The sequence below is a fragment of the Azospirillum oryzae genome (assembly GCF_900177515.1).
GTDB lineage: Bacteria > Pseudomonadota > Alphaproteobacteria > Azospirillales > Azospirillaceae > Azospirillum > Azospirillum oryzae_A.
In genome coordinates, this window is record NZ_FXAK01000002.1 from 742,895 (window position 1) to 762,390 (window position 19,496).

At 66.1% G+C, this 19,496-nt stretch carries 16 protein-coding genes and 3 pseudogenes; 8 read left to right on the forward strand and 11 right to left on the reverse strand.

Annotated elements, in window-relative coordinates; genetic code table 11:
• Nucleotide 1: 1 nt before the first annotated feature.
• A complete protein-coding gene (locus tag B9N97_RS06385; protein WP_348520076.1) occupies nt 2-529 on the reverse strand; it encodes a transposase in 528 nt (175 codons plus the stop codon).
• On the opposite strand from B9N97_RS06385, the gene istB reads away from it, so the two are divergent.
• Complete coding sequence (gene istB, locus B9N97_RS06390; protein ID WP_280174739.1) at nt 458-1,072, forward strand: IS21-like element helper ATPase IstB; 615 nt, start codon at nt 458-460, stop codon at nt 1,070-1,072. The genes B9N97_RS06385 and istB overlap by 72 nt on opposite strands.
• On the opposite strand, the gene B9N97_RS06395 is transcribed toward istB, so the two are convergent.
• Together B9N97_RS06395 and B9N97_RS36945 are read right to left on the reverse strand one after the other, a co-directional pair.
• The gene (locus B9N97_RS06395; RefSeq protein ID WP_085084449.1) at nt 1,067-3,172 is read right to left on the reverse strand and encodes a recombinase family protein; all 2,106 of its coding nucleotides are present in this window, start codon (nt 3,170-3,172) and stop codon (nt 1,067-1,069) included. The two genes, istB and B9N97_RS06395, sit on opposite strands and share 6 nt — an antisense overlap.
• Nucleotides 3,166-3,456: a hypothetical protein gene (locus tag B9N97_RS36945; RefSeq protein WP_432264184.1), complete on the reverse strand. Its 291-nt coding sequence runs from the start codon at nt 3,454-3,456 to the stop codon at nt 3,166-3,168. The genes B9N97_RS06395 and B9N97_RS36945 overlap by 7 nt, the downstream gene beginning before the upstream one ends.
• A gap of 151 nt (nt 3,457-3,607) precedes the next feature.
• On the opposite strand from B9N97_RS36945, the pseudogene B9N97_RS36950 reads away from it, so the two are divergent.
• Together B9N97_RS36950 and B9N97_RS06410 are read left to right on the forward strand one after the other, a co-directional pair.
• A pseudogene (locus B9N97_RS36950) lies at nt 3,608-3,770 on the forward strand (ATP-binding protein); the annotation flags it as partial.
• Between the two features lie 454 nt (nt 3,771-4,224).
• Complete coding sequence (locus tag B9N97_RS06410) at nt 4,225-4,638, forward strand: transposase (protein WP_371307212.1); 414 nt, start codon at nt 4,225-4,227, stop codon at nt 4,636-4,638.
• A gap of 122 nt (nt 4,639-4,760) precedes the next feature.
• Here the strand turns inward: B9N97_RS06410 and B9N97_RS06415 are convergent, their stop codons facing one another.
• On the reverse strand, nt 4,761-6,056 hold the full coding sequence (locus B9N97_RS06415) for a tyrosine-type recombinase/integrase (RefSeq protein WP_085084453.1): 1,296 nt from the start codon (nt 6,054-6,056) through the stop codon (nt 4,761-4,763).
• A 332-nt stretch (nt 6,057-6,388) separates the two neighbouring features.
• Here B9N97_RS06415 and B9N97_RS06420 point away from each other — a divergent pair, with 332 nt between their 5' ends.
• Nucleotides 6,389-8,065 (forward strand): site-specific integrase, encoded by a 1,677-nt coding sequence (locus B9N97_RS06420; RefSeq protein WP_143266372.1) that lies wholly within the window; start codon nt 6,389-6,391, stop codon nt 8,063-8,065.
• Nucleotides 8,066-8,089: 24 nt separating this feature from the next.
• Here the strand turns inward: B9N97_RS06420 and B9N97_RS34745 are convergent, their stop codons facing one another.
• The 5 genes from B9N97_RS34745 to B9N97_RS06445 form a co-directional block, all read right to left on the reverse strand.
• Complete coding sequence (locus tag B9N97_RS34745; RefSeq protein WP_143266373.1) at nt 8,090-8,878, reverse strand: hypothetical protein; 789 nt, start codon at nt 8,876-8,878, stop codon at nt 8,090-8,092.
• 249 nt (nt 8,879-9,127) lie between these two features.
• Nucleotides 9,128-11,257 carry a relaxase/mobilization nuclease domain-containing protein gene (locus tag B9N97_RS06430; RefSeq protein ID WP_085084459.1) on the reverse strand — a complete coding sequence of 710 codons (2,130 nt, stop codon included), beginning with the start codon at nt 11,255-11,257 and terminating at the stop codon, nt 9,128-9,130.
• Complete coding sequence (locus B9N97_RS06435) at nt 11,254-11,670, reverse strand: hypothetical protein (RefSeq protein WP_085084461.1); 417 nt, start codon at nt 11,668-11,670, stop codon at nt 11,254-11,256. Before B9N97_RS06435 ends, B9N97_RS06430 begins: the two co-directional genes overlap by 4 nt.
• Before the next feature lie 222 nt (nt 11,671-11,892).
• Nucleotides 11,893-12,639 (reverse strand): DUF5131 family protein, encoded by a 747-nt coding sequence (locus tag B9N97_RS06440; RefSeq protein WP_085084735.1) that lies wholly within the window; start codon nt 12,637-12,639, stop codon nt 11,893-11,895.
• An 11-nt stretch (nt 12,640-12,650) separates the two neighbouring features.
• Nucleotides 12,651-13,772 carry a three-Cys-motif partner protein TcmP gene (locus B9N97_RS06445; RefSeq protein WP_085084463.1) on the reverse strand — a complete coding sequence of 374 codons (1,122 nt, stop codon included), beginning with the start codon at nt 13,770-13,772 and terminating at the stop codon, nt 12,651-12,653.
• Nucleotides 13,773-13,890: 118 nt separating this feature from the next.
• Here B9N97_RS06445 and B9N97_RS06450 point away from each other — a divergent pair, with 118 nt between their 5' ends.
• Nucleotides 13,891-14,589, forward strand: a complete 699-nt coding sequence (locus B9N97_RS06450) for a recombinase family protein (RefSeq protein ID WP_244560576.1) — start codon at nt 13,891-13,893, stop codon at nt 14,587-14,589.
• Between the two features lie 71 nt (nt 14,590-14,660).
• On the opposite strand, the gene B9N97_RS06455 is transcribed toward B9N97_RS06450, so the two are convergent.
• Nucleotides 14,661-15,941, reverse strand: coding sequence for a hypothetical protein (locus tag B9N97_RS06455; protein WP_143266374.1), 1,281 nt, complete (start codon nt 15,939-15,941; stop codon nt 14,661-14,663).
• Between the two features lie 539 nt (nt 15,942-16,480).
• On the opposite strand from B9N97_RS06455, the gene B9N97_RS35905 reads away from it, so the two are divergent.
• Both B9N97_RS35905 and B9N97_RS06465 read left to right on the forward strand, forming a co-directional pair.
• Nucleotides 16,481-17,143 (forward strand): DUF6538 domain-containing protein, encoded by a 663-nt coding sequence (locus tag B9N97_RS35905; protein ID WP_348520074.1) that lies wholly within the window; start codon nt 16,481-16,483, stop codon nt 17,141-17,143.
• Nucleotides 17,100-17,432, forward strand: a pseudogene (locus tag B9N97_RS06465) (transposase); the annotation flags it as partial. The gene B9N97_RS35905 and the pseudogene B9N97_RS06465, both read left to right, overlap by 44 nt.
• 164 nt (nt 17,433-17,596) lie before the next feature.
• Here the strand turns inward: B9N97_RS06465 and B9N97_RS06470 are convergent.
• Nucleotides 17,597-18,706 (reverse strand): IS110 family RNA-guided transposase, encoded by a 1,110-nt coding sequence (locus B9N97_RS06470; RefSeq protein ID WP_348520077.1) that lies wholly within the window; start codon nt 18,704-18,706, stop codon nt 17,597-17,599.
• Nucleotides 18,707-18,727: 21 nt separating this feature from the next.
• Here B9N97_RS06470 and B9N97_RS06475 point away from each other — a divergent pair.
• Nucleotides 18,728-19,066 (forward strand): annotated as a pseudogene (locus B9N97_RS06475) (transposase); the annotation flags it as partial.
• Between the last annotated feature and the right edge of the window lie 430 nt (nt 19,067-19,496).

Genomic DNA, 19,496 nt, shown 5'->3' on the forward strand with positions numbered 1-19,496 from the left:
GTCAGGCGTAACCGAGGACGCGAGCGCGCAGCAGATCGAAGCCGGCCCGGCCATACATCGTGCGCTTGATCGCCTTCAGCCGGTTGACTTGGCCCTCGACCTGACCGCTGCTCCACGGCTCGCTCAGGGCGGCGCACACCGCGTTCTCGTCGCGGCGGATCCCGGCGGCCAACGATGACAGCGCGCTGATCTCTGCCTCGCGCAGCCAGCCATCGAATGGGGCGGGCACCTTGCCCTTCACCTTCTCGCAGAAGCGGGTGATGAGATCGGCGGCCGTCGTGATCGACGGCGAGCGCTCCCGCAACGCCTGGACAAAGCGGCAGTCCTCGTCGGTCATCCTGTCGGGATCGCCCGCCTGGAGGCGCCGACGCTGGACCACGCCAACATCCGCGGTTCGCGGTACTTTCATTAGGAGCCCACCATACTTTCCCATCCCACCTTCGACCAGCTCAGCGACCTGGGTCTGCACGGCATGGCCAAGGCGCTGCGCGAGATGCAGGCCAACCGCGAGGCCAGCACCCTCAGCCATGAGGAATGGCTGGGTGTGCTGCTCGATCACGAGGTGACGCTGCGCCGGCAGAAACGTTTCGAAGCACGCGCCAAGAGCGCCCGGCTGCGCCATCCCGCCGTGATCGAGGATGTTGATTTCCGAGCGCCGCGTGGGTTGGACCGCGCGCTGTTCCAGAAGCTGGCGGCCTGCCGATGGATCCACGATCACCAGAACGTGATCATCACCGGGCCGACCGGCATCGGCAAATCCTGGCTGGCCTGCGCGCTTGGCCACCGTGCCTACTGCGAGAACCTATCGGTACTCTACCAGCGGATGCCTCGGCTGTTCGAGAGCCTGGCCCTGGCACACGGCGACGGCCGTTATGCCCGCCTGATGCGCGGCTTCGCCCGAGTGCGGCTTCTCATCCTGGACGATTGGGGACCAGAGCCACTGAACGCAGAGCAACGCCGCGACCTGCTCGAGATCGTAGAGGACCGCTACAACGCCGGCTCTGTGCTGATCACCAGCCAAATCCCCGCGGACCGCTGGCACGAACTCGTCGGGGACCCAACCGTTTCATAATGCCTTCCTCCTTGACGGGGTGGTGCGTCGAACCAGAGTACGGAGTTCCGGGATGCGCTCCTCCTCGAGCATAATCTGCCAGGGCAGGCCCTTGGCGAGCTGATGCCCGGACAGACGGCCACACTTCAGCCACTTCAAGATAGTCTGGGCCGTTACTCCGAGCACTTTGGCTGCGCCCTGGATTGAGTAGCTGCCATCCGGCCAACGGACGGGATTGGCCTCGGCCCCATTGATCTTCACCGTCGCGATGCCCCACCGCTTGCGCAGCAGGAAAACGAGCCCATGGTCGAACGTCGTTCCACGGCTCGACAGGAACCCTTCTGCATTCAAAGTCTCGGCGATTTCTCCGTCCATCTTACCCGCGGCGTTCAAAGCGCGTACGCGGCCTTCCAACTCCTCGATCTCGGCATAGCAGTCGTAGGAGTGCACGGTCCGCCGCAGATCATGTTCGCTGACGGCCCCGGTTTGCCAAACGAGGCGGATCAACACTCGGCCGGGAACCTGTTTCTGGTCGAGGATGGCTTCCTGGATGATCAAGCGCACGATACGCTTGCGGTCCGCAGCCGTGGTCGTCTGCGCGTGCCATACGGCCGAGAGATTCGCCCCGACCGCCAGGATCTCGGTGCGTTCGGCATCGCTCAGGGCCAAGGGTTGCTCCCGGTACCAGTGCTCGTACTCCGTCTCTACCTGCTCAACGGCGCGCAGCCGCTCCTCCCAGGCCCGTTCCAAGGACCGGGCGACCAGCCGGTTTTCCGGTTCGACCGCGTCGTATTGTCGACGAGCACGCTCCGCCTCGTACCGAGCCCGTTCACGCCGGAGGGCCCATTGCCGCTCCAATAGACGGGCTTCCTCGTCAAGGGTGCTCAGCGCGGCAATGGCCAGGGCCACCCGGTCGGGCGTGAGCGCTTCCAGCACAAGACGTTCGATTTCGGCATCGACCGCCAGGGCACGGACTTCCTGACACATCGGAGCCCCACTCTGATGTTTGTCGGCGCCGCAGCGATACACCGGATACTCGCCGTGGGGGCCGGAGTATCCCAGTCCCATCCGACGCCCACACCGTCCGCACACGGCGATCCCTTGCAGCAGAGCCATGCCCTTGCGAGGCACGCCCCGGTGTCCAGCGCTGTAGCGGTTGATGTTGTCCGACAGCCGTTTCTGGTTGGCCATGAACTCCTCCCAACCGATGTAGCCGGGGTGAGCCTCCAACAGGCACACCGGCCATGCGTCCGGCGGCCGCGTCACCGTTCCACTGCGCGGCACTCCGGCCCGCCGACGGCCCGGGTCCTGGAAGTGGCGGCCGTAAACGTAGGCGCCGGCGTAAGACGGGTTCTTCAGGATGTTGAGCACCCGGCTGCTGTCAGCTGGCTGCCACACCACCGCGTGCGGCGCGGGGCCCCGCAACGGGCGTACCGGCACCAACAAGCCGGCGCGCTGCAGCGCCCGCATAACCGCATGGGCGCTCCCCAGATCACGGAAGAGATGAAACACCAAGTTCAGGCGCGCCTGAACCTCCTCGTCGGGATTGAGGACAATCATGCCGCCGCGGTCCTCGGCCAATCCGGCTGGCAGCGGCTGGCGCAACTCGCCACGTTCCGCCTTCTGGCGTTCACCTTGGTGGAGCCGGATCTTGATCTGGTGTAGTTCCGCCTCGCTCATGATACCGGACAGGCCCAGCAGCAGCCGGTCGTGGTAGGCGGCCGGGTCGAACAGCCGTTCGCCATCGGCGATCAGCACGCCGAAGAGGCCGCACAGTTCGATGAGCTGGTACCAGTCACGGTTATTGCGGGCCAAGCGAGAGGCGTCCAGGCTGAGCACGAGGCCGGCGTGGCCAAGGCCGATCTCGGCGATCAGCTTCTGAAAGCCCTGCCGACCGTCGCTGCTTGCGCCGGAACAGCCGAGATCCTCATCGATGACCTGGACCCGCTCCCGCGGCCAACCAAGATGAAGGGCGCGGTCGACCAACCGGTACTGCAGCTCAGTGCTCTCTTGGTGCTGGCGGACTTGCCCGACCGATGACTGCCGCACATAAATGAAGGCCAGCTTGGCACGATGCGCCGTGGTGACCAGGTCCTCATGGGGAAGCGTCGCGGTCAGCATGATGCACCTTTGGAACGCTGGGAGTATCCGGCCTGTGCATCCGAGCCATCATGCCGGCGTACACCGCAGCGATTGTCCGGCGCGTGTCCGGTGGCAGTGCCGACCACAGCGTCGTTGGTGTCGCCGAGGGCTTCGGCGGCAGATTGGCTTGGGGCCGGGGCGCCGAAGCGATGTGGCTCATCGGCGACCTCCTCTCTCGAAACCTTCAACAGCGCCCGCAGGCATTCGGCCAAGGGCAGCAGCGTCCGCACGGTGATGCGTGCATCACCCCGGTCGGCCGGCATGCACTCCACTGCTTCCAAGACCGAGACAAGATCGGTAGCCGCCCGGTGAACGTGCCGGTGTCGCCCGTCGGGGAGAACGACAGTTACCCAGTCCGGACCACGGGGCGACGGTTCCGCTACGACTTCAAGGCGTTGACCGTAAAGGGAATGTCGCCGATCCACGATCGTGACCTCAGTCACCAGCCGATCAACAACTGTGGCAGCCTGCGATGATTGGGGATCCGACTCTCGGGGACGCGATCTTGGACCGCATTCTTCACAACGCCTACCGCATCGACCTCACCGGAGACTCAATGCGCAAGCAGCGACGCCAGCCAGCCCTGGCCGACGGAGAGGAACGAGACCGCCGGGCGCCCCCCGGAGCTCCACAGGCACCTTCCAGGCAAGCCGGCCGCTCTCCAGCGTGATGAGGCGCGCTCACGACCGGCTTGCCCGGGGCCCTCCTGTGGATTGCGGGGACGCCCTCCACCTCGACATGAGCATGGCGGCTTGACCCGACGACATGCTCATGCGACACGAAAAACGCCTCGCGGGGATACGCCACCCCGGCCGCTTTCCTTCGGAACCCTGGCCGGCTTCAGTTTGGAACAGTGGCCGCCTTCAAATCGGAATACCCGGCCGGCGTCATCGGAATCTGCAGGCGGATCCTGCCGCCGGCGCCGGGTTCCCCAATCCCGCACGACGCTGTACTGTCTGGGAAACCCGCGCTCCTGGAGTTCCCGCCACGGCGCTCCGGCAACCCGCCTGCCAGCGATCCTCCAGATAACCATGGTACGGATTGAGAATGCTGGTGCCGCGGTCGGCATGCTGCCATGTCGGCGCCTCCGGGCGGGCGATCCCGACAGGATGACCGACGAGGACTGCCGCTTTGTCCAGGCGTTGCGGGAGCGCTCGCCGTCGATCGCGACGGCCGCCGATCTCATCACCCGCTTCTGCGAGATGGTAAAGGGCAAGGCGCCCGCCCCCTTCGATGGCTGGCTGCGTGAAGCAGAGATCAGCGCGCTGTCACCGTTCGCCGCCGGGATCCGCCGCGACGAGGACGCGGTGCGCGCCGCCCTGAGCGAGCCGTGGAGCAGCGGTCAGGTCGAGGGCCAAGTCAACCGGCTGAAGGTGATCAAGCGCACGATGTATGGCCGGGCCGGCTTTGATCTGCTGCGCGCTCGCGTTCTCGGTCACGCCTGACGCGAACATCAAAAGGTGAAACACGCTCCGGTCATCCACACAAAACTTGGAAGAGCCCAGCGTTGCAGGCCGATGCACACAATCACGACCTCAACCCACCCAAAGGTCCGCGATCGGTGCAGTCAAACCGGTGCATCAGCCAGGGACATGGGGCGATTTGGACGAAGGCGAAACTTGCGCCGGCGGTTTCGCTGCGAAGTGGATTGGTCCAGTGCGTCAGCGATGACGGCGGAGATTTGATTGGCTGCGGTTAAGACGGGATCATGTCCCAGATGGGCGTAACGCTGCGTGGTTGTTGGTTGGGTGTGCCCAAGAATCTTCCCAATGACCAGAAGACTGCTTCCGTTGGCGGCTCCGACGCTGGCGAAGCTATGTCGAAGATCATGCAATCGAACATCGGGCAGACCGGCTGCGGTGCGGATCTTCTCCCAGGTCCGGTCGATGTTGACCAACTGTCCATGTTGCCCTTTGCCAGAGATGACGTATTGAACGCCAGACCGGCGTTGGAGCTTGGTCAGGATATCGAGTGCGGCCCGTCCCAACGGTACAATCTTTGCGCCGGTTTTGCTGTCGGGCAGACGCAAGCAGGAGTGGGCGACATCCACGCAGTCCCAGGTCAGGCTCAGAATTTCGGATTTCCGGCAACCTGTCAGCAGCAGGAGGCGAATGGCGGCGATAAGATATGGGTTGGCCCCCTCCTGTTCGAACGCGATCAGTGTCTTGCCAAGTCGGCCTATTTCCTCGGCGGTCAGAAAACGTTCCAGCTTTCTGACATTGAATGTCTTGATTCCGGCCGCGGGATTGTCGGAGCGGAGCGCCCGAGCCATGGCGAAGGCGAACATCGCTCTCAGCAGGATCACGGTTTGCGACGCAGCGCCCTTTCCGCCGGTTGCGCGGCTGCCACCCTTGCTGGAGCGGTGTGGGCTGGCAGTCTTTCCAGCCGCCACGTCGCGCAACAGGCGCTCGATATCACCCCGGGTGATATCCCCGGCTTTTCTTTTTCCCAGCAGGGGCTTGATGTGCCACGTGATCCGTCCCTGGTCGGCCCGGATGGTCGAGGGCTTCTTTGTTGTGCATCCTTCCGCTATGTACAGATCGCACAGCTCTGACACCGTCAATTCCCGCCGCCTGTCCGCCTTCCGGGCGGCAGGATCGTCGCCGAGATCCACCGTGGCCAGCACGCGACGGGCTTCCTGGCGCGCCTGCTCAGGTGTCCAGGGTGATCCATGCCGCCCGATTGTGATGCGGCGGGTTGGCATGCCGCGTCCGCCGGCGCGGTATTGCACGAGATATGTCTTCGTCCCCGATGGCGTAACTTTCAATCCGAAGCCGCTCAGCTCGCTGTCCCACAGATAAAAATCCCGCGCTTCAGGCGTCGCATCGTCGACAGCCCGCTTGGTGATCCGTGTCGATGGCATGGTCGCCCCTCCCGGAATATCGTCCTATATAAATGGGACTCCAGTAAGCACCCAGTAAGCACGGTGGAGTGAATGGCGGGATATTCTGGCGATGATCAGCGCAAGCTGACAAGTGAAAATACGTGGTATTACAATGCGTTGTCGTGCCGTCGCGTATGGTGTCGCAGCAAAGCGCACGCAGTTCTTGCGGACTCTGACTCCGCCAGCCTAGGTTCGAATCCTAGTCCCCCAACCAACTCTTGATCTTCCTCGACAATCTCCGCCCGGCCGGGAAGCGGTGGACCAATGGTCCACAGTCCTGGTCCACATCCCTCTGGTTTCGGGGCTGGGGCGTGACGGCGAATCTGAGGCTCAAGGGCACCACCTACCACTACAGGCGGCGAGTTCCGCCACCGTTAACACAATATTTCGGACGCTCGGAAATACTGCTGACCCTGGGCACGGGCTCCGCGCGCGAGGCGGCGGCGCGGGCTCGGGCCGTCAACGTCGAGATCGACAAGGTTATCCGGGCCGTGACCACCAAGCCGAACTCCCTGGCCGTCGAGCACATTGCACTCATCCTCCGGCGTCTGCGGGCTGAACCGCCTTGGGCTTCGCCGACCCGTGCGGAGTTGCTCGCCGAGTACAGGACGGGCGACGCCGCGACCATCGACCGCGTGTTCGCCCTCGGAACCGACGCGATCTTCTCGCTACCGCCGGAAGATCGACAGCGTGTTCTCGACCATCTCGAGCGGCTGCTCGACGGCGTCGCGATCGTCTCCTCCGAGGCGGGGACGGCTGCGGCACGGCTCGGCGCTGACGTGGCGACGCTCCGCGCCGCGACCGCTGAGACGCTCGCGGCGCAAGCTCAGCGGCGCGCGGATCTCGCCACGATGGCGATGGCGTTGCAGCAGAGACCTGCGGCTGCACCAGCCGTCACCCCCGCCGCGTCCCAGTCCCCCGAGTTCTCGGAGCACGAGCGGGCCTTCCTCGATTGGAAGCGCACCCAGAAGGGATGGACCGCGCAGAGTGGCGCGCAAGCCGAAGCGACGTTCCGACTTGCGCGAGAACTCATTGGTGACAAGCCGGTGAAGAACTACACCCGGCAGGACGCTGGGTTGCTGTATGACGAATTGCTGCGCCTCCCGTCCTCCCATGGGAAGGGGGCGGCCAAGGGCAAAGCGATCCCCGCCCGAGATGCCATCGCTCGTGCCGACGCGATCGAAAAGGGGGGAACGGCAGTACCGCGCGTTCAACTCAAGACGGTCAAACGACACTTTTCTGCACTCCTCCAATATTGGAAGTGGCTGCACCAGCGCGGCCATGTAGATGAACTGATTTGGAGCGGATTTGATTTCCCAGGAACCAAATCATCTAAAAAGAAACGTGATATATGGTCACCGGATGATATGAAGAAGTTGTTTTCTTCCACGTGGTGGGCGGTCGATCAGCCACGTGATACAGCGCGATGGTGGGCGCCTTTGATAGCGCTCTACAGCGGCATGCGGCTCGAGGAGATCTGCCGCCTGCGGCCCATCGACGTCGAGACGATGAAAGGCGCGGCGTGCTTCCTACTGCGTGAGCACCCCGACGGCTGGTCGCCGAAGACGGAGGCGGGCGAGCGAACGGTGCCAGTGCACCCCTTCTTGGTCGAACTTGGCTTTCTGCGATTGGTGGAGCAGCGGCGCCGGGAGGATGCTCCGCGGCTGTTCCCCGAACTCCGTGCTACGGGGCGCGACGGCAAGCTCGGGCAGGCTCTCGGCCGAGACTTTGGTCGCCTGAAGACCGGCCTCGGTGTAGGACCGAAGACGGTCTTCCACAGCTTCAGACACACGTTCAGGACGGTCTTGGAGTCCGCCGACCTTGAGGAAAGGTGGATCGACTCTGTCATGGGGCATGAGGATTCCCGGCGGTCGGAAGGAGGCCGGACGTATGCCAAGGGCGTGACCCTGGAGCGGCTGGCTCAGGTCGTCGCGGCCTTCGAAGCGCCGGTGGACCTGAGCCATATGCGGGGGAGCCGCCGCACTTGAGCTCCCCAGCCTGGAACCTGTAGCTCACCGGCGTCCACCCAGGTGCGTCGATGGGCGAGGACCAGCCGCAGGCGCTCCGCCGCCCTCCGGCCTCGGCTCCGCTTCCGGCTCGTCCGGCGGCGGCACCAACAGCCCCAACGGAGGCCCCGAAGCAACGCGCCCGGCGCCGGGCCATGACTGGAGCGCGTCCGCCCCGGCTCGACGGTAGCGTGCCAGCAGGCCGCGCCGATCCACCTCTGTCACCCCCTCCAGCGCCCTCGCCATAAGCTCGGCCTCTTCCGGCAATACGACGTTGGTGAGGGCTATCAGGCGGCGATCTAGATTCCACCCCTCAGCCAGCCCGGCGCCCCCACCGAGCTTCCAATTGAGGTAGGACAACAGGTCCTCCGTCTCCGCCCGCAGCGACGGGCCAAACTTCACCTCTCGCGGCAGGGCAGCGGCCAGCCGCGGGACTTCCGCCGCCAGCCGGAGCACCGTCTCAGGCTGCGTGAGCCAAGCGTCATGCGGGCGCGCCATGGCTCGGGAGGACAGGCTCCCGACGAGCCACGCCGCAGCCGTCCAGAAGGGCTGCATTTCTGGACCGGCCAAGACCTCCCGCACGATCGAGTCCGGCAAAGGCTCCCCGTCGCCACGTTTGGAGGGCCACCGGATACGCTGCTTCCCTGACCGGCGGCGTGCCCGCTTCGCTTGCGCGAACCTGATGGCTGCCAGATCCTCCAGTGTAGGAGGACGCACGAGCCGCAGCCGCAGCCACGCTATGAGTTCGCCGACCGGCATGTGATCGGGAGGCAGATCGTCGTCGTCATCGTACATGTTCAGCCCTCGTGCGTGATTTGGATCCCGACGGTGCCCCTGGCCGTGGCAAGGGAGAGCCCGTGTTCGGCCCGCCGGAGCGGCGGCCCATAGGGGGCCGTCCTTGACGCCGACCGAGGACCGTGGCGCCCGCATTGGCAGACGAGATCAACGCGGGCGAGGCGCGGCCTTGCCGCGTTGACGCCTGCCGACGCGCAGCGGCGAGCAGCAAGGCCGCCCTGGGGGCCGCGCCTGAGTAGTGGGGGGGGGTCACCGTCGTCCGAGAGCAGGCCCCGGCCGGGGCGAGACGCCGATCTTGGCGTCGTGGTTCAGGTCGGTGGCGTTCGCTTTCGCCTGCCGCTCGAGGCGCTCGCGCTCCTCCCGGCGCCGCTGCTCCTCGAGCTTGCGCTGCCCCTCGCGGACGAGGCGCTCGACGTCGCCTCGGCGGGCAGCGTCTTGCGCGGCCGGGTCGCCCGACCTTGCCGCCCGCAGCCCGGCCTCGAGGGCGTCGAGGCGCTGCTGGTCGCGCCGGTTGGCCTCGCGGTTCGCCTGCGCCCGGCGCGGCGCGACCGTCTCGGCCTGGTGGCAGGCGTCGCAGTAGTCCTCGCGCGCGGCGTCGTACCGGTCGATGGCCTCCCCCAACTGGCGCTCGAGATCGCGGCGCTCGTGGGCACCTCGGCCCACGCCGAGCCGGTCCAGCAGGCCGCGCGGCCGCTCGTCAAGCGTGCGCCGGAGCTCCTCGACGCGGCGCTGCGCTAGGTCGAGGACCTGCCCAGGGCCATCGAGCATGCTTGATGCGACATGGCGCGGGTCCGGCGGCCGTGACGCGATCTGCGCGCGCAGCCGCGCGAACTCTGCGGCGAACCGCTCCCGGGACGACGGGCCAACTGGCCACGTCGGGATCTGCGCCGGTGCGGGCGGCGCCGTGAGCCGCTGCGCGCGCCGGGTCAGCGCGGCGAGGCGGGCGGGCGGGTCGGGGCGGCCAGTAGCTCCTTGAGCTTCTCCACCGTTCACGACTTCCGGCCGCCGGTGTTGCTCGTGCCCGTGCCCGCCATGCTGTCCTCCTGCCTTGTGCTCCGGGTTCGCGGCAGCCTCCTTGGCCCGGTGGCGCTTTTCCGCAGCCGCCCACGCCCGCATGAATTTCCCGGCGGCGTCCATGTCGTTCGGGTCGAAATCGAGCACCTCGGCCTCGACCGCCGACGTATCAGCCTTAGCCTCGCCGCCGCCCGCGCCACCGGCTGGACGCTTCGGCGCCGCCGGGGCCGGAGCGGTACCCTCGCCACCGGCGGGATTTGCCGTCATCGCCTGCGCGGGCATTTCGCCAGTGCCATTTTCGACCGGCGATACCGGCTCCGGGGCGCTGGCATCCTGAACTGGTGCCTGTACTGCCTCGGGCGCGGCCTTTGTGTCTGGCGTCTCTGGCCTGTCTGCACTGTCGATGGCCGGTGCGCTTGCGCTGGCGTCCTGACGGGCTTTGACGCTGGCGATGGGCTCAGCCGGAGCCTCCGGGAGGTTCGCCAGCCGGTCCTCGGCATGGCGGCCGCCGAGGCGGGGCAGGTCGAGGCCCTCGAGGCGCTTCGCAACCTCGTCCGCCCGGATCCGCTCGCCGGTCTCCTCTTTCGCGGCCTTGCCGAGGACGCGACCGAAGGCATGGACGTTGCCGGTGGCGTCAACGAGGATTGCCGCGCGGTCGCCCTGGGCGAGGCGCAGCCCGCGCTCCTCGAGGGCCGCGCGCAGGCTGCGGCCGTCGTCCGAGGCCCGCCAAGCCGCAAGCGCGGCCGCGCCGACGGCCCGAGGGTCCACGCCGGTGCGCTCTGCCTGCTGACGCTGCTCGGGCGTGGTCTTGGCCTCGGGGCGCCGTCGGTCGAGCAGGCCCGCCTCGCGCATGGCCTCGGCGATGTCGGCCCGGCCCTCGCGCTCCAGCGCGGCCGCTACGGCGCGGTTGTGGGCGCCGGGGACGAAGGGCAGCCCGGCCTCGTGCTCGGCGATCCGGCCGAGCTTCTCGCGCCGGGCGAAGTCGTGGTCGAGCCGGATCGCGGTGCCGTCCGGGCGCACCCGCAGGTACTCGCGGTGCTCGTGGGTGCGCCCGCCCTTGGTGTGGAACTGCGACGCGAAGGGCGCCCGCTCGAGGCCGAACTCCCGCTCGAACCGCTGCCAATAGCGCTCGCGCTGCGCGTCGGTCCACTCGTGGTCGGGGTGCGGGTCGAGGTGGACATGATAGAGCGGCTGCCGGGTCCGGGCGTGGCTGCCGAGCTCGGTGAGCTCCGCGACTTGGTCGCGGATCGTGTCGGTCACGAGTCCGCGCGACGGCCCCATGCGGACCTCCTCGTTGGCCTCGGCGTTCGCGACGTGCGCACCGAGAGCGCGGCCGCCCGCTCCTCTGGTGGCGCCCGAGATCATCCGCGGTCCTCCTCGAGGAGCGCCTTCTTCAGGGCGTCGAGGTCAAGTGCGGCCGCGCGGACGCCGGGGAGCACGGCCTCGACGGCGGCATGCAGGTCCGCGTGACCGGCCTCGCGGGTGCGGACGGCCGCCTGCACAAGCCCCCCGGCGAGCTCACCGACGGCCTCACGCAGGCGGACGACCTCGACGACATGCTGCGGCGCTGGGGGTCGGGCCTTGCGGTAGGCCCGCACCGGCGCGGCCAACTCCGGCCGGGCGCGCGTGGCCTCGGCCGCCAGCCGCCGCAGGTAGGCGGCCGCCGTGAGGTCGGCCTCCTCGGCGGCGTTGGCAACGCGCATGGCGAGATCCGCAGGCAGGCGCACCAGCACCGCTCCCGCCATCTTCCGCCGCTCGCTGCCACGCTGCCCCGGCATGTGCCGTCCTCCGAAGGTGGGTCGCAGGGAGGCGCCAGCCTCCCCGTGGGGTCCACGGGGCGAAGCCCCTGGCCAGCTACCCGTGGAGCGCCTGGCGGGCGCGGATACGGGTATGGCTGGCTTCTTCCGAGAGTAGGCTCGAAGAATGCAAGACAGCGGGATATCAGCAGCGGGAGTGGGACCACCCCCCTTGGTGCGGACGGTCAGATGGCGGCGAGGAAATCACCTGCCGTTTGGCATCTCATCCCAGGTTCTTCCATCAATGATGCGACCGCTACGTTTCTTGACGACTCCGCCCCACTGCTTGAAATGGAAAGCAACTCTTGCGGCTATGCACTGGTCACGAATGGAGCGCACCCAATCTGGATCCATGGGCCGGGCGCCGGGGCCGCTCTCGCCTCCCACAATCACCCAGTCGATGCCATCGAGATTCAGATCGTGAAAGGGACCAAGGAGTGGCTCCAGGCTGAGGAACCGCGTCTTGGCGCCCGTCCTTCGTAGCCGGTCAACCCGCCAAGCATAGTCCGCATTCTCTACGCTGACCCCCATCCAGACGTTCCGGGGCCAAGGAAGCTCCGATGACAGTTCTAGCAGCCGGTCTGCGCGTTTGGTGAGCACTTGGTACGTATGCTGGGGCGTGGCGGACATCGTGGCAAACACGCGCCGGATCGCCTCGGGCGGCACGTCCTCATGAAAGAGGTCCGACATGCTGTTCACGAAGACCAGCCGCCCGGCCTTCCAAGTCCGTGGTTCGTCTAGGGCGGCATCTACAACGTTGATCCGGCCGGTCCACTTCGCCCGGCCGCCGGATTTTCGAGTTGTTCCTTGGTACTTGTCCTGGCCCATGGCGGCAAGCCGCGCGGCCATGCGCATGGCGTAGCAGTTTGTGCAACCGGGTGACAGGATCGTGCACCCCGCGATCGGATTCCATGTCACCTCGGTCCACTCAATGGACGACCTGCTCGCCACTCGCATCCTCCTCAGGGGAACTTCACCTTCACGTGTTCGGGGAAGGTGACCTCCCCCTTGATGACCCGCCGATTCTTCGCCGGGGGGTCCGCAGTGATGCGACCGTCCGCCTCAAGGCGCCGAAGGGCTGCCTTGTAATTCTTCGGAACGAACGGCGTGTCAACATGATGCTCGGCATGCACCTCCCCCATGGTCAGCGTCCGACCCGCGAACCTCTTCACGAGGTCGTCTGCCAAACCGTCGAGCGGGCGCGACAACGAGAACAGAAGAGGATATTTGGCGTCGGCCGGAGCGTACGTGAACGACGGTACACCTTGATCCGCGGTCGAGCTTTCCCCTGCCATGATGTCCTTCATGATCTCGTACCCGCGGATGTTCTTCGACACGAACACGAGGTAGTGAGAGGTCCGGTCGCCCGCCTCTCGCTTGAACCGGAAGGGCAGCACGTACCTGCCGCCCATTTCCTTCAAGGCGCTCGAGAGTTCGTTCAGGATGAACGCATCGCGTTCGCCCGGCTCCATCTCGGCCAGTGCCTTCCGCAACTTGTCGGCCCTCTCCTGACCGAAGAGTGCATCCATGTGGTGGGCGACCTTGTCGTTGGCCAGCCCCATGTTGATTCGGTTGTAATTGAAGAAGAATACACAATCGCAACCCCAGTCCTTGATGACTGCGTTCACGATCTTCAGGGAAAGCCCCTTGTAGCCGAAGGGGTCGATGAATGAGAAGGTAGGGGCAAGGCGGACCCCGCTCAGCGCCTTCTCTAGCTCCTCGCCGACGACAGCGTTGAGCACGGTTGGCAACTTCTTCAGCTTCTCGACACCGGACAGGACGGCGATTTCGTTTCTGAGCGTATCGGTGTTGTTGCTGTCCCCATCGTTGAAGATCGCCACCAGCTTCGGACCGATCTTGGGGTTCGCGATCGCCTTCTCCAGGATGAGCAGGGGCGTTGATGCGGAGCCGTCGCGGTAACGCCCTGGGCCAGCGTAGAGGTCGATGTAGACGATCTTGTCGCCGCCATACCGGGCTTGGGTGGCAACGATGACGTTGCTCCAGGCGTCGAAGTACTTCTGGACGATGCGAGCCTTGACTTCGGACTGATCCGACCGCTCCTCAAAAAACTTCTGTGCGAGCATCTGCCACCATGGAAGTTGGAGTCAGGGCGCCGCATACTAACGTATGCGTGTAGCAATGCGACGATAGATAGGGTTTTAATTGTATTCGAGCAACAATGCTGCGTAAAGGTCGTTCCTCATGGCCATCGCGCCGGAGCGCCCCTCGCGCCTCTCCGTCACCACGTTGCAAAACGATTTCCTTCTGCAACAGAACCTTGACCCAGGCGGATCAACGGGTTCATCGTTGCAGAAGGCTGTTGCAAAATTGGGGGGCGGAATGGGTCGGCTGCTGGGGTACGCGCGCGTCTCGACCGACGATCAGGACATGGCCTTGCAGACGGACGCGCTGCGTGCGGCTGGCGTCACCGACGAGGACATGTTCACGGACCATGGCGTCAGCGGCGCCCAAGCCGCCCGGCCGGGGTTGGACCGGTTGCTGTCGGCCGCCAGGACCGGGGACACCATTGTGTGCTGGCGCTTGGATCGCGTCGGGCGCTCCGTCGTCCACCTCGCGACGTTGGCCGAGGATCTGAGGGCGCGTGGGGTGGGTCTGCGGAGCTTGACCGACGGCGTGGACACCTCTACGGCAACCGGGAGGTTGGTCTACGGGCTGTTGTCAACATTGGCCGAGTTCGAGCGCGAGACGATCCGCGAACGGGTCAAGGCGGGCATGCAGGCCGCCAAGAAGCGCGGTGTCAGCGTTGGCCGGAGGAAGGCTTTGACCTCGACGCAAGCGGAGCACGCCCGCGCGCTCCGGGCCGAAGGGCGGTCGTGCGCCGAGGTTGCAGCCCTGCTCGGCGTGGATCGCACCACCGTGTGGAGGGCGACAAAGTCGTGACCCGTCCTTCCCTTCGCCTACTGAAGGGAATTTACCGACATCCCGTTGTGGTTTCGATGGTATTGCGACGGCTACCAGGGCACCGCGTCGTCGTCATGCGATGGCGGCGGGTGCCTCGGCGGGCTGATGGTCAGGGTCGGCCGGGGCTGGACCGGCTGATGGACGAACGAGGATTCGGGAGTAGCCGTCGTAAACGATGATGTCGCCAGCGCGGCGCGGGCTGCCGTTACGGCCGCGTCCAGATCGTAACGGCGGGCAAGTTCTTGCCATGAGCCGCGCCACCCACGCACAACAGCGACGGGCCGAAGCTCGTCGCCGATCCAGGCCGTCCGGAGGGCGAGGACACACGGTCCGGCCGCAGCCCAAGCGGCGTCTCGGCGGCGCTGCGGGCGCGCAGACACGACGGGGCGCAGGGCCACCCGACCATCTTCGTCGGCGTGGGGACGAACTCCGTTGAGCCGGAGTTCGGCTGCGAACCGGCGGAGTGGCCCGAGAGGCTGCCAACGGTGCAGCGGGGAAGGCCGGTAGACCTGCCGAACATACTCCGCGAGGTGATCGTCATCGAACGCCTCGACGTAGCGCTCCGTCGACTCCCGGAGGTAGGCCGCCAACGCTGCGGCGCTCCCCTCCGTCTCCGTTGGCGCCGGATCCTGCATGGCCTCGCGCTCTTCATCATCCGAGATCCAGGCGGACCAGCCCGCACGCACGAAATACCGGATGAGACGGGCGGTGACCTCGGACACGTCGTCGCCGTCGATCTGGACGGCGACATGAAAATGCAGGTCGATAGTCGATCCGCGTTCAGTCGGCCGATGGTGCGTCGCGCGGGCGAGCGGGATCACCCCAGGCCACCGCGCAACATACTCGAGAGCACGAGCGACGCGGCGGCCGTGGTCAAGGTGAGCCTCGCGCAGGCTGTTCACCGGGACCGGACCACCCAGCGGTCGAAGGCGGAGTTGCATCACCCGCCGGGGCCGGTGCTCCACGACGTAGGCGGCGAGCAGACCGTGGGCCTCCGCCTGCTCCTTGGCTACATGGGACCGAAACACGCACCAACGCGGGAGCTCGTCACGGGTCGCGACATGCTCGCCCTGCGTCGCGAGATCAACCAGCATGACCGGCGGCCGGTTCATGGTCGCGAGGCCATGGGCCTGAAGACGGCGCCGCGTTTCCCGGTCACGCTCGCGCGTCTCCTGCGCCTGCGCCGTCTGTGCGGACGAACGACGGCGCCCTGCCCCCAGGAAGTCGAGAGGGCTGACGGAAGGGATTTGCGAGTAACAGGCAAATTTGTTGACAGACTGGCCCGAGTGATCCCGGCGGCTGCTGATTGGCAGGTTCCGCCGGGCGGGCAACGCGGGCCTATCCCGTCATGGGACGGCCCTTGAACATTTCGCGTGCGTGCGTCATGATTCTTGGGCGAATGAATGAGAACCGCCCCGGAGGCCCTGCAAGGCCGATGATGGGGCGGTTTTCATTGTGCGCATGCCGAGTCTGGTCCCGTCAAGCGCAGCCGCGACGCGGTCCTCGGCAGTCACTCGGCGGGCGCCGCCTGATCCTCCGCTTCCCGATCGTGTTGGCCACGGCTCCCGTGCGGGAGGCCGTGACCGCGCCGTTCATGGCGTCCTCACCCGGCGAGCGACGGGGTCTTGACTGGTCCACCGCCTTGGTCCACAAACTTGCCCCAGGCGGCGGTTGTCAACTTTCAAGCTGTTGATTTAGTTGGGGTGCCTCGGGCGGGTACCGTATCCTAGTCCCCCAACCAACCTTTCCAAACGGCCAGCACTTTCAGGAACTTACGGGCAGCGCGCACCCCGCAACGCCGGGCGTGTGCGAAACTGACTCGCAATGCTGTCGCACATCGCGCACCCCGGCCGACCTGGAGTGACCGAGCGTGGCGAAGCTGGCCCACCTCTCTCTGCGTTCCAGAATCTGGTATTGGCGGCGACGCTGCCCGCGCGCTCTTCCCTGCGGTGATCATCGGACGACATACGAGATGTCGCTCAGGACGGGCGACCGACGCACGGCCATTCGACGGGCTCTTGCGCTCGATCTCGCGTTGGAAGAGGTCATGCTTATGGAAGCGCCGCCGTCTGCTCTCACCGTCCGCACGCTGCTGGTCAACCTGCGCAACGAGCTGGTGCTTGAGGGCGAGATGGAGCGCGCGTCGCGCCCGACGGCACCCAGCGCCGCATTGGGAGCGCTCCCGGCGGCACTGGTGGCAGGCGCGGGTGACACTTCCCTTTCCGAGTTGATGGCCGCCAGTGAGTTGCCTCATGTACCGGACGAGGATCTCGTCGAGGATCATCCTCTCGGTCGGCACTCTCCCATCGACGCACAAGCGAACTGCGTAGCCTTCGCATCGCGCAGCACTCCTCCGGCTGATCTCGCCACCCCGGCCCTGCGCGCTGTCTACTTCAAAGGATTGTCCCGTTACATGGCCCGGGCGGCCCAGCGGAACGACCTCGACTTGGAGGGCCTAACAAAACGGGATTTGGGCTGTTGGGAGGGGCATGGCTGGACCTCTCGTCTCCGACGCCCTGTGGGCGCTGATTGAACCGCTGCTCCCTCCGGAGCCGCCCAAGCCGAAGGGCGGGCGACCCCGGCTGGACAACCGCGCGGCGCTGACCGGCATCCTGTTTGTACTGCGCTCCGGCATTCCCTGGGAATTGCTGCCGGTGGAGATGGGCTGCGGCTCAGGCATGACATGCTGGCGCCGGCTGCACGAATGGCACCAAGCCGGTGTCTGGGAACGCCTGCACCGTGTCCTCTTGGATCGGCTGGGCTATGCCAACGCCATCAACTGGGAGCGAGCCGCCGTGGACAGCGCCGCGGTCCCGGCAAAAAGCAACCGTGTCGCCAAATGGCGGGACATGAACCGGCCGTGCTCCGGGTCAAGGCTCACGCTGGCGCGTGCCCGCCCTTCGGGCGGCGGTGGCCTTGACCCGTCCGCGCGTCCGGTTCCTTTGGCTTGGCATACGGTCGGCGCCGGGCGCCGACCATCGGCAGCTTAGGTGGGCGCCTCCTTCCAGGGCTGATTGTGGGCGAGCATGGCATTGAGGCGAACGATCAGCTTGCGCATACAGGCCGTCAGAGCAACTTTAGGCGGCTTTCCCCTGGCAACCATCTGCGAATAGAAGCGGGCCAGAACGCCCTTTGACCGACCTGTGGTCGCTTGCAAAGCGGCCATGTATAGGACCCGGCGCACGTCCGACCGACCGCCGGCAATCCGGCGTTTCCCGTGCCGCTGACCGCTATCATCAGGATAAGGAGCGACGCCGAGCAGGGCGGCAGCTTGACGGCCCGAGATCCGCCCCAACTCGGGCAGCAGCGTGGCAACGGCGACAGCGGTGATGGGACCGACACCAGGAGCGGACGCCAACACCTGTACACTCTGTGCCAGACCGCTATGCGCCTGGACGCGTTGCGCAATCTGGGCGTCAAGATCGGCAATGGCCACCCGCAAGGCCTCCACGGCCGGATAGACAAGTGCTCTGGCCTCGTCTGGAAGCCGAACCAAAGCTTTTTCGATATCGGCCCGCTTATCGACAAGAAGGCGCCGCGTCCGGACCAGATCGGCTACAGCTTCGCGTTCCGGTTCAACTGGTTGAGGCGGAAGGCTATGCAGCTGAGCTGTGAATTCTGCGATCATCGCGGCATCGATAGCATCGGTCTTTGCCCGCTGTCCGACTGCCTTGGCAAAATGGCGGACCCGCGCTGGATCGAGCACATGAACGCTTGCTCCGGCCGCTCTGAGCTCATTGCGGAGCGGTCGTTCATACCCACCAGTGGCTTCAAGCCCGACGATCCTCACATCGTGCGCCCCAAACCACGCGATCAACTCCTGCCGCCCCTCCGGATGGTTTCCTCCGTGCCATCGGGCTCCACCAGGAAACACGGCAGCATCAAGACAGGCTTTGCCCACATCGACACCGCCAAAGGCGTGGATCTGTGTCATCCTTGTCTTCCTTCCTTGTGGTACGGGCTGACGAGCCCATGCAACCGTTCGGACTTCAAGGAAGGCTGGTCGCCCACATGCTTTTTGCCGGCCTTTTCGCCTGGGGGGCATCGGGGTCGACCAACCCGGACGGCCGTAGCCAGCGTGCCGTCCGGGTTCCATTCTAACGGCTTCACAAGACACAAGGGGGGCGAAGCGACCGGGCCGAACCCGACGGACCGTGGCAAGCCGGGTTCCAAGCGCCACATCCTCGTTGATGCCAACGGCATCCCGCTGGCCGTGAGGATTTCTCCAGCCAACCGGCATGACAGCAAGTTGTTGGAGGAAGTCGTCGATGCCGTGCCGGCAATCCGGCAATGCGCGGGTCGCCCACGACGACGCCCAACCAAGTTGCACGCCGACAAGGGCTATGATTTCGCCTTCTGCCGGCGGGCGTTGCGACGGCGGGCCATCATTCCGCGCATCGCCCGCCGCGGCATCGAGAACAGCGAGCGCCTGGGCCGACACCGTTGGGTCGTCGAAATAGTCTTTACGCAATAAGCAAAAGCGGACGTGCTCGCTGTCGGGGCTGGTGGGCAGCACATAGCGGATTTCGATGTCGGCATCGGTGACGACGACGCGGTCGATCAGCAGCATCACCAGCTGCCGGCGCTGTTCGAAAGTGGCCCCTGCAAGCCCATGCTGCACGCGCATGCGGAACGCCTCCAGTGAAGTCGCCACGCCGGCAAGGTGTTGCTGGCGCTCCGCGTCGTTGCGCAGCAGTTCCTCCTGGCCGGCCAGGGCGTGCATGCGCTGCTCGAGGTCGCGCCGCCGCCGCTCATACTCATCGAGTGGGATGACCGCCCGCAGATAGGCGTCGGTAAGCCGCTCGACTTGCTGGCCGAGATGCCCTTGGGCTCGGCGCAGCGTCTCGCGACGGGCCAGCAGTTCCTGGGGCAGCCACGCCCCGCCG

Coding starts and splice junctions, on each gene's coding strand:
- B9N97_RS34745 (WP_143266373.1), bottom strand. CDS start 8,878: ATGTACGATGACGACGACGATCTGCCTCCCGATCACATGCCGGTCGGC.
- B9N97_RS06435 (WP_085084461.1), bottom strand. CDS start 11,670: ATGCCGGGGCAGCGTGGCAGCGAGCGGCGGAAGATGGCGGGAGCGGTG.
- B9N97_RS06470 (WP_348520077.1), bottom strand. CDS start 18,706: ATGGAACCCGGACGGCACGCTGGCTACGGCCGTCCGGGTTGGTCGACC.
- B9N97_RS06410 (WP_371307212.1), top strand. CDS start 4,225: ATGGTACGGATTGAGAATGCTGGTGCCGCGGTCGGCATGCTGCCATGT.
- B9N97_RS06430 (WP_085084459.1), bottom strand. CDS start 11,257: ATGATCTCGGGCGCCACCAGAGGAGCGGGCGGCCGCGCTCTCGGTGCG.
- B9N97_RS06395 (WP_085084449.1), bottom strand. CDS start 3,172: ATGCTGACCGCGACGCTTCCCCATGAGGACCTGGTCACCACGGCGCAT.
- B9N97_RS06415 (WP_085084453.1), bottom strand. CDS start 6,056: ATGCCATCGACACGGATCACCAAGCGGGCTGTCGACGATGCGACGCCT.
- B9N97_RS36945 (WP_432264184.1), bottom strand. CDS start 3,456: ATGCCGGCCGACCGGGGTGATGCACGCATCACCGTGCGGACGCTGCTG.
- B9N97_RS06385 (WP_348520076.1), bottom strand. CDS start 529: ATGGCTGAGGGTGCTGGCCTCGCGGTTGGCCTGCATCTCGCGCAGCGC.
- B9N97_RS06450 (WP_244560576.1), top strand. CDS start 13,891: ATGGCCATCGCGCCGGAGCGCCCCTCGCGCCTCTCCGTCACCACGTTG.
- B9N97_RS06445 (WP_085084463.1), bottom strand. CDS start 13,772: ATGCTCGCACAGAAGTTTTTTGAGGAGCGGTCGGATCAGTCCGAAGTC.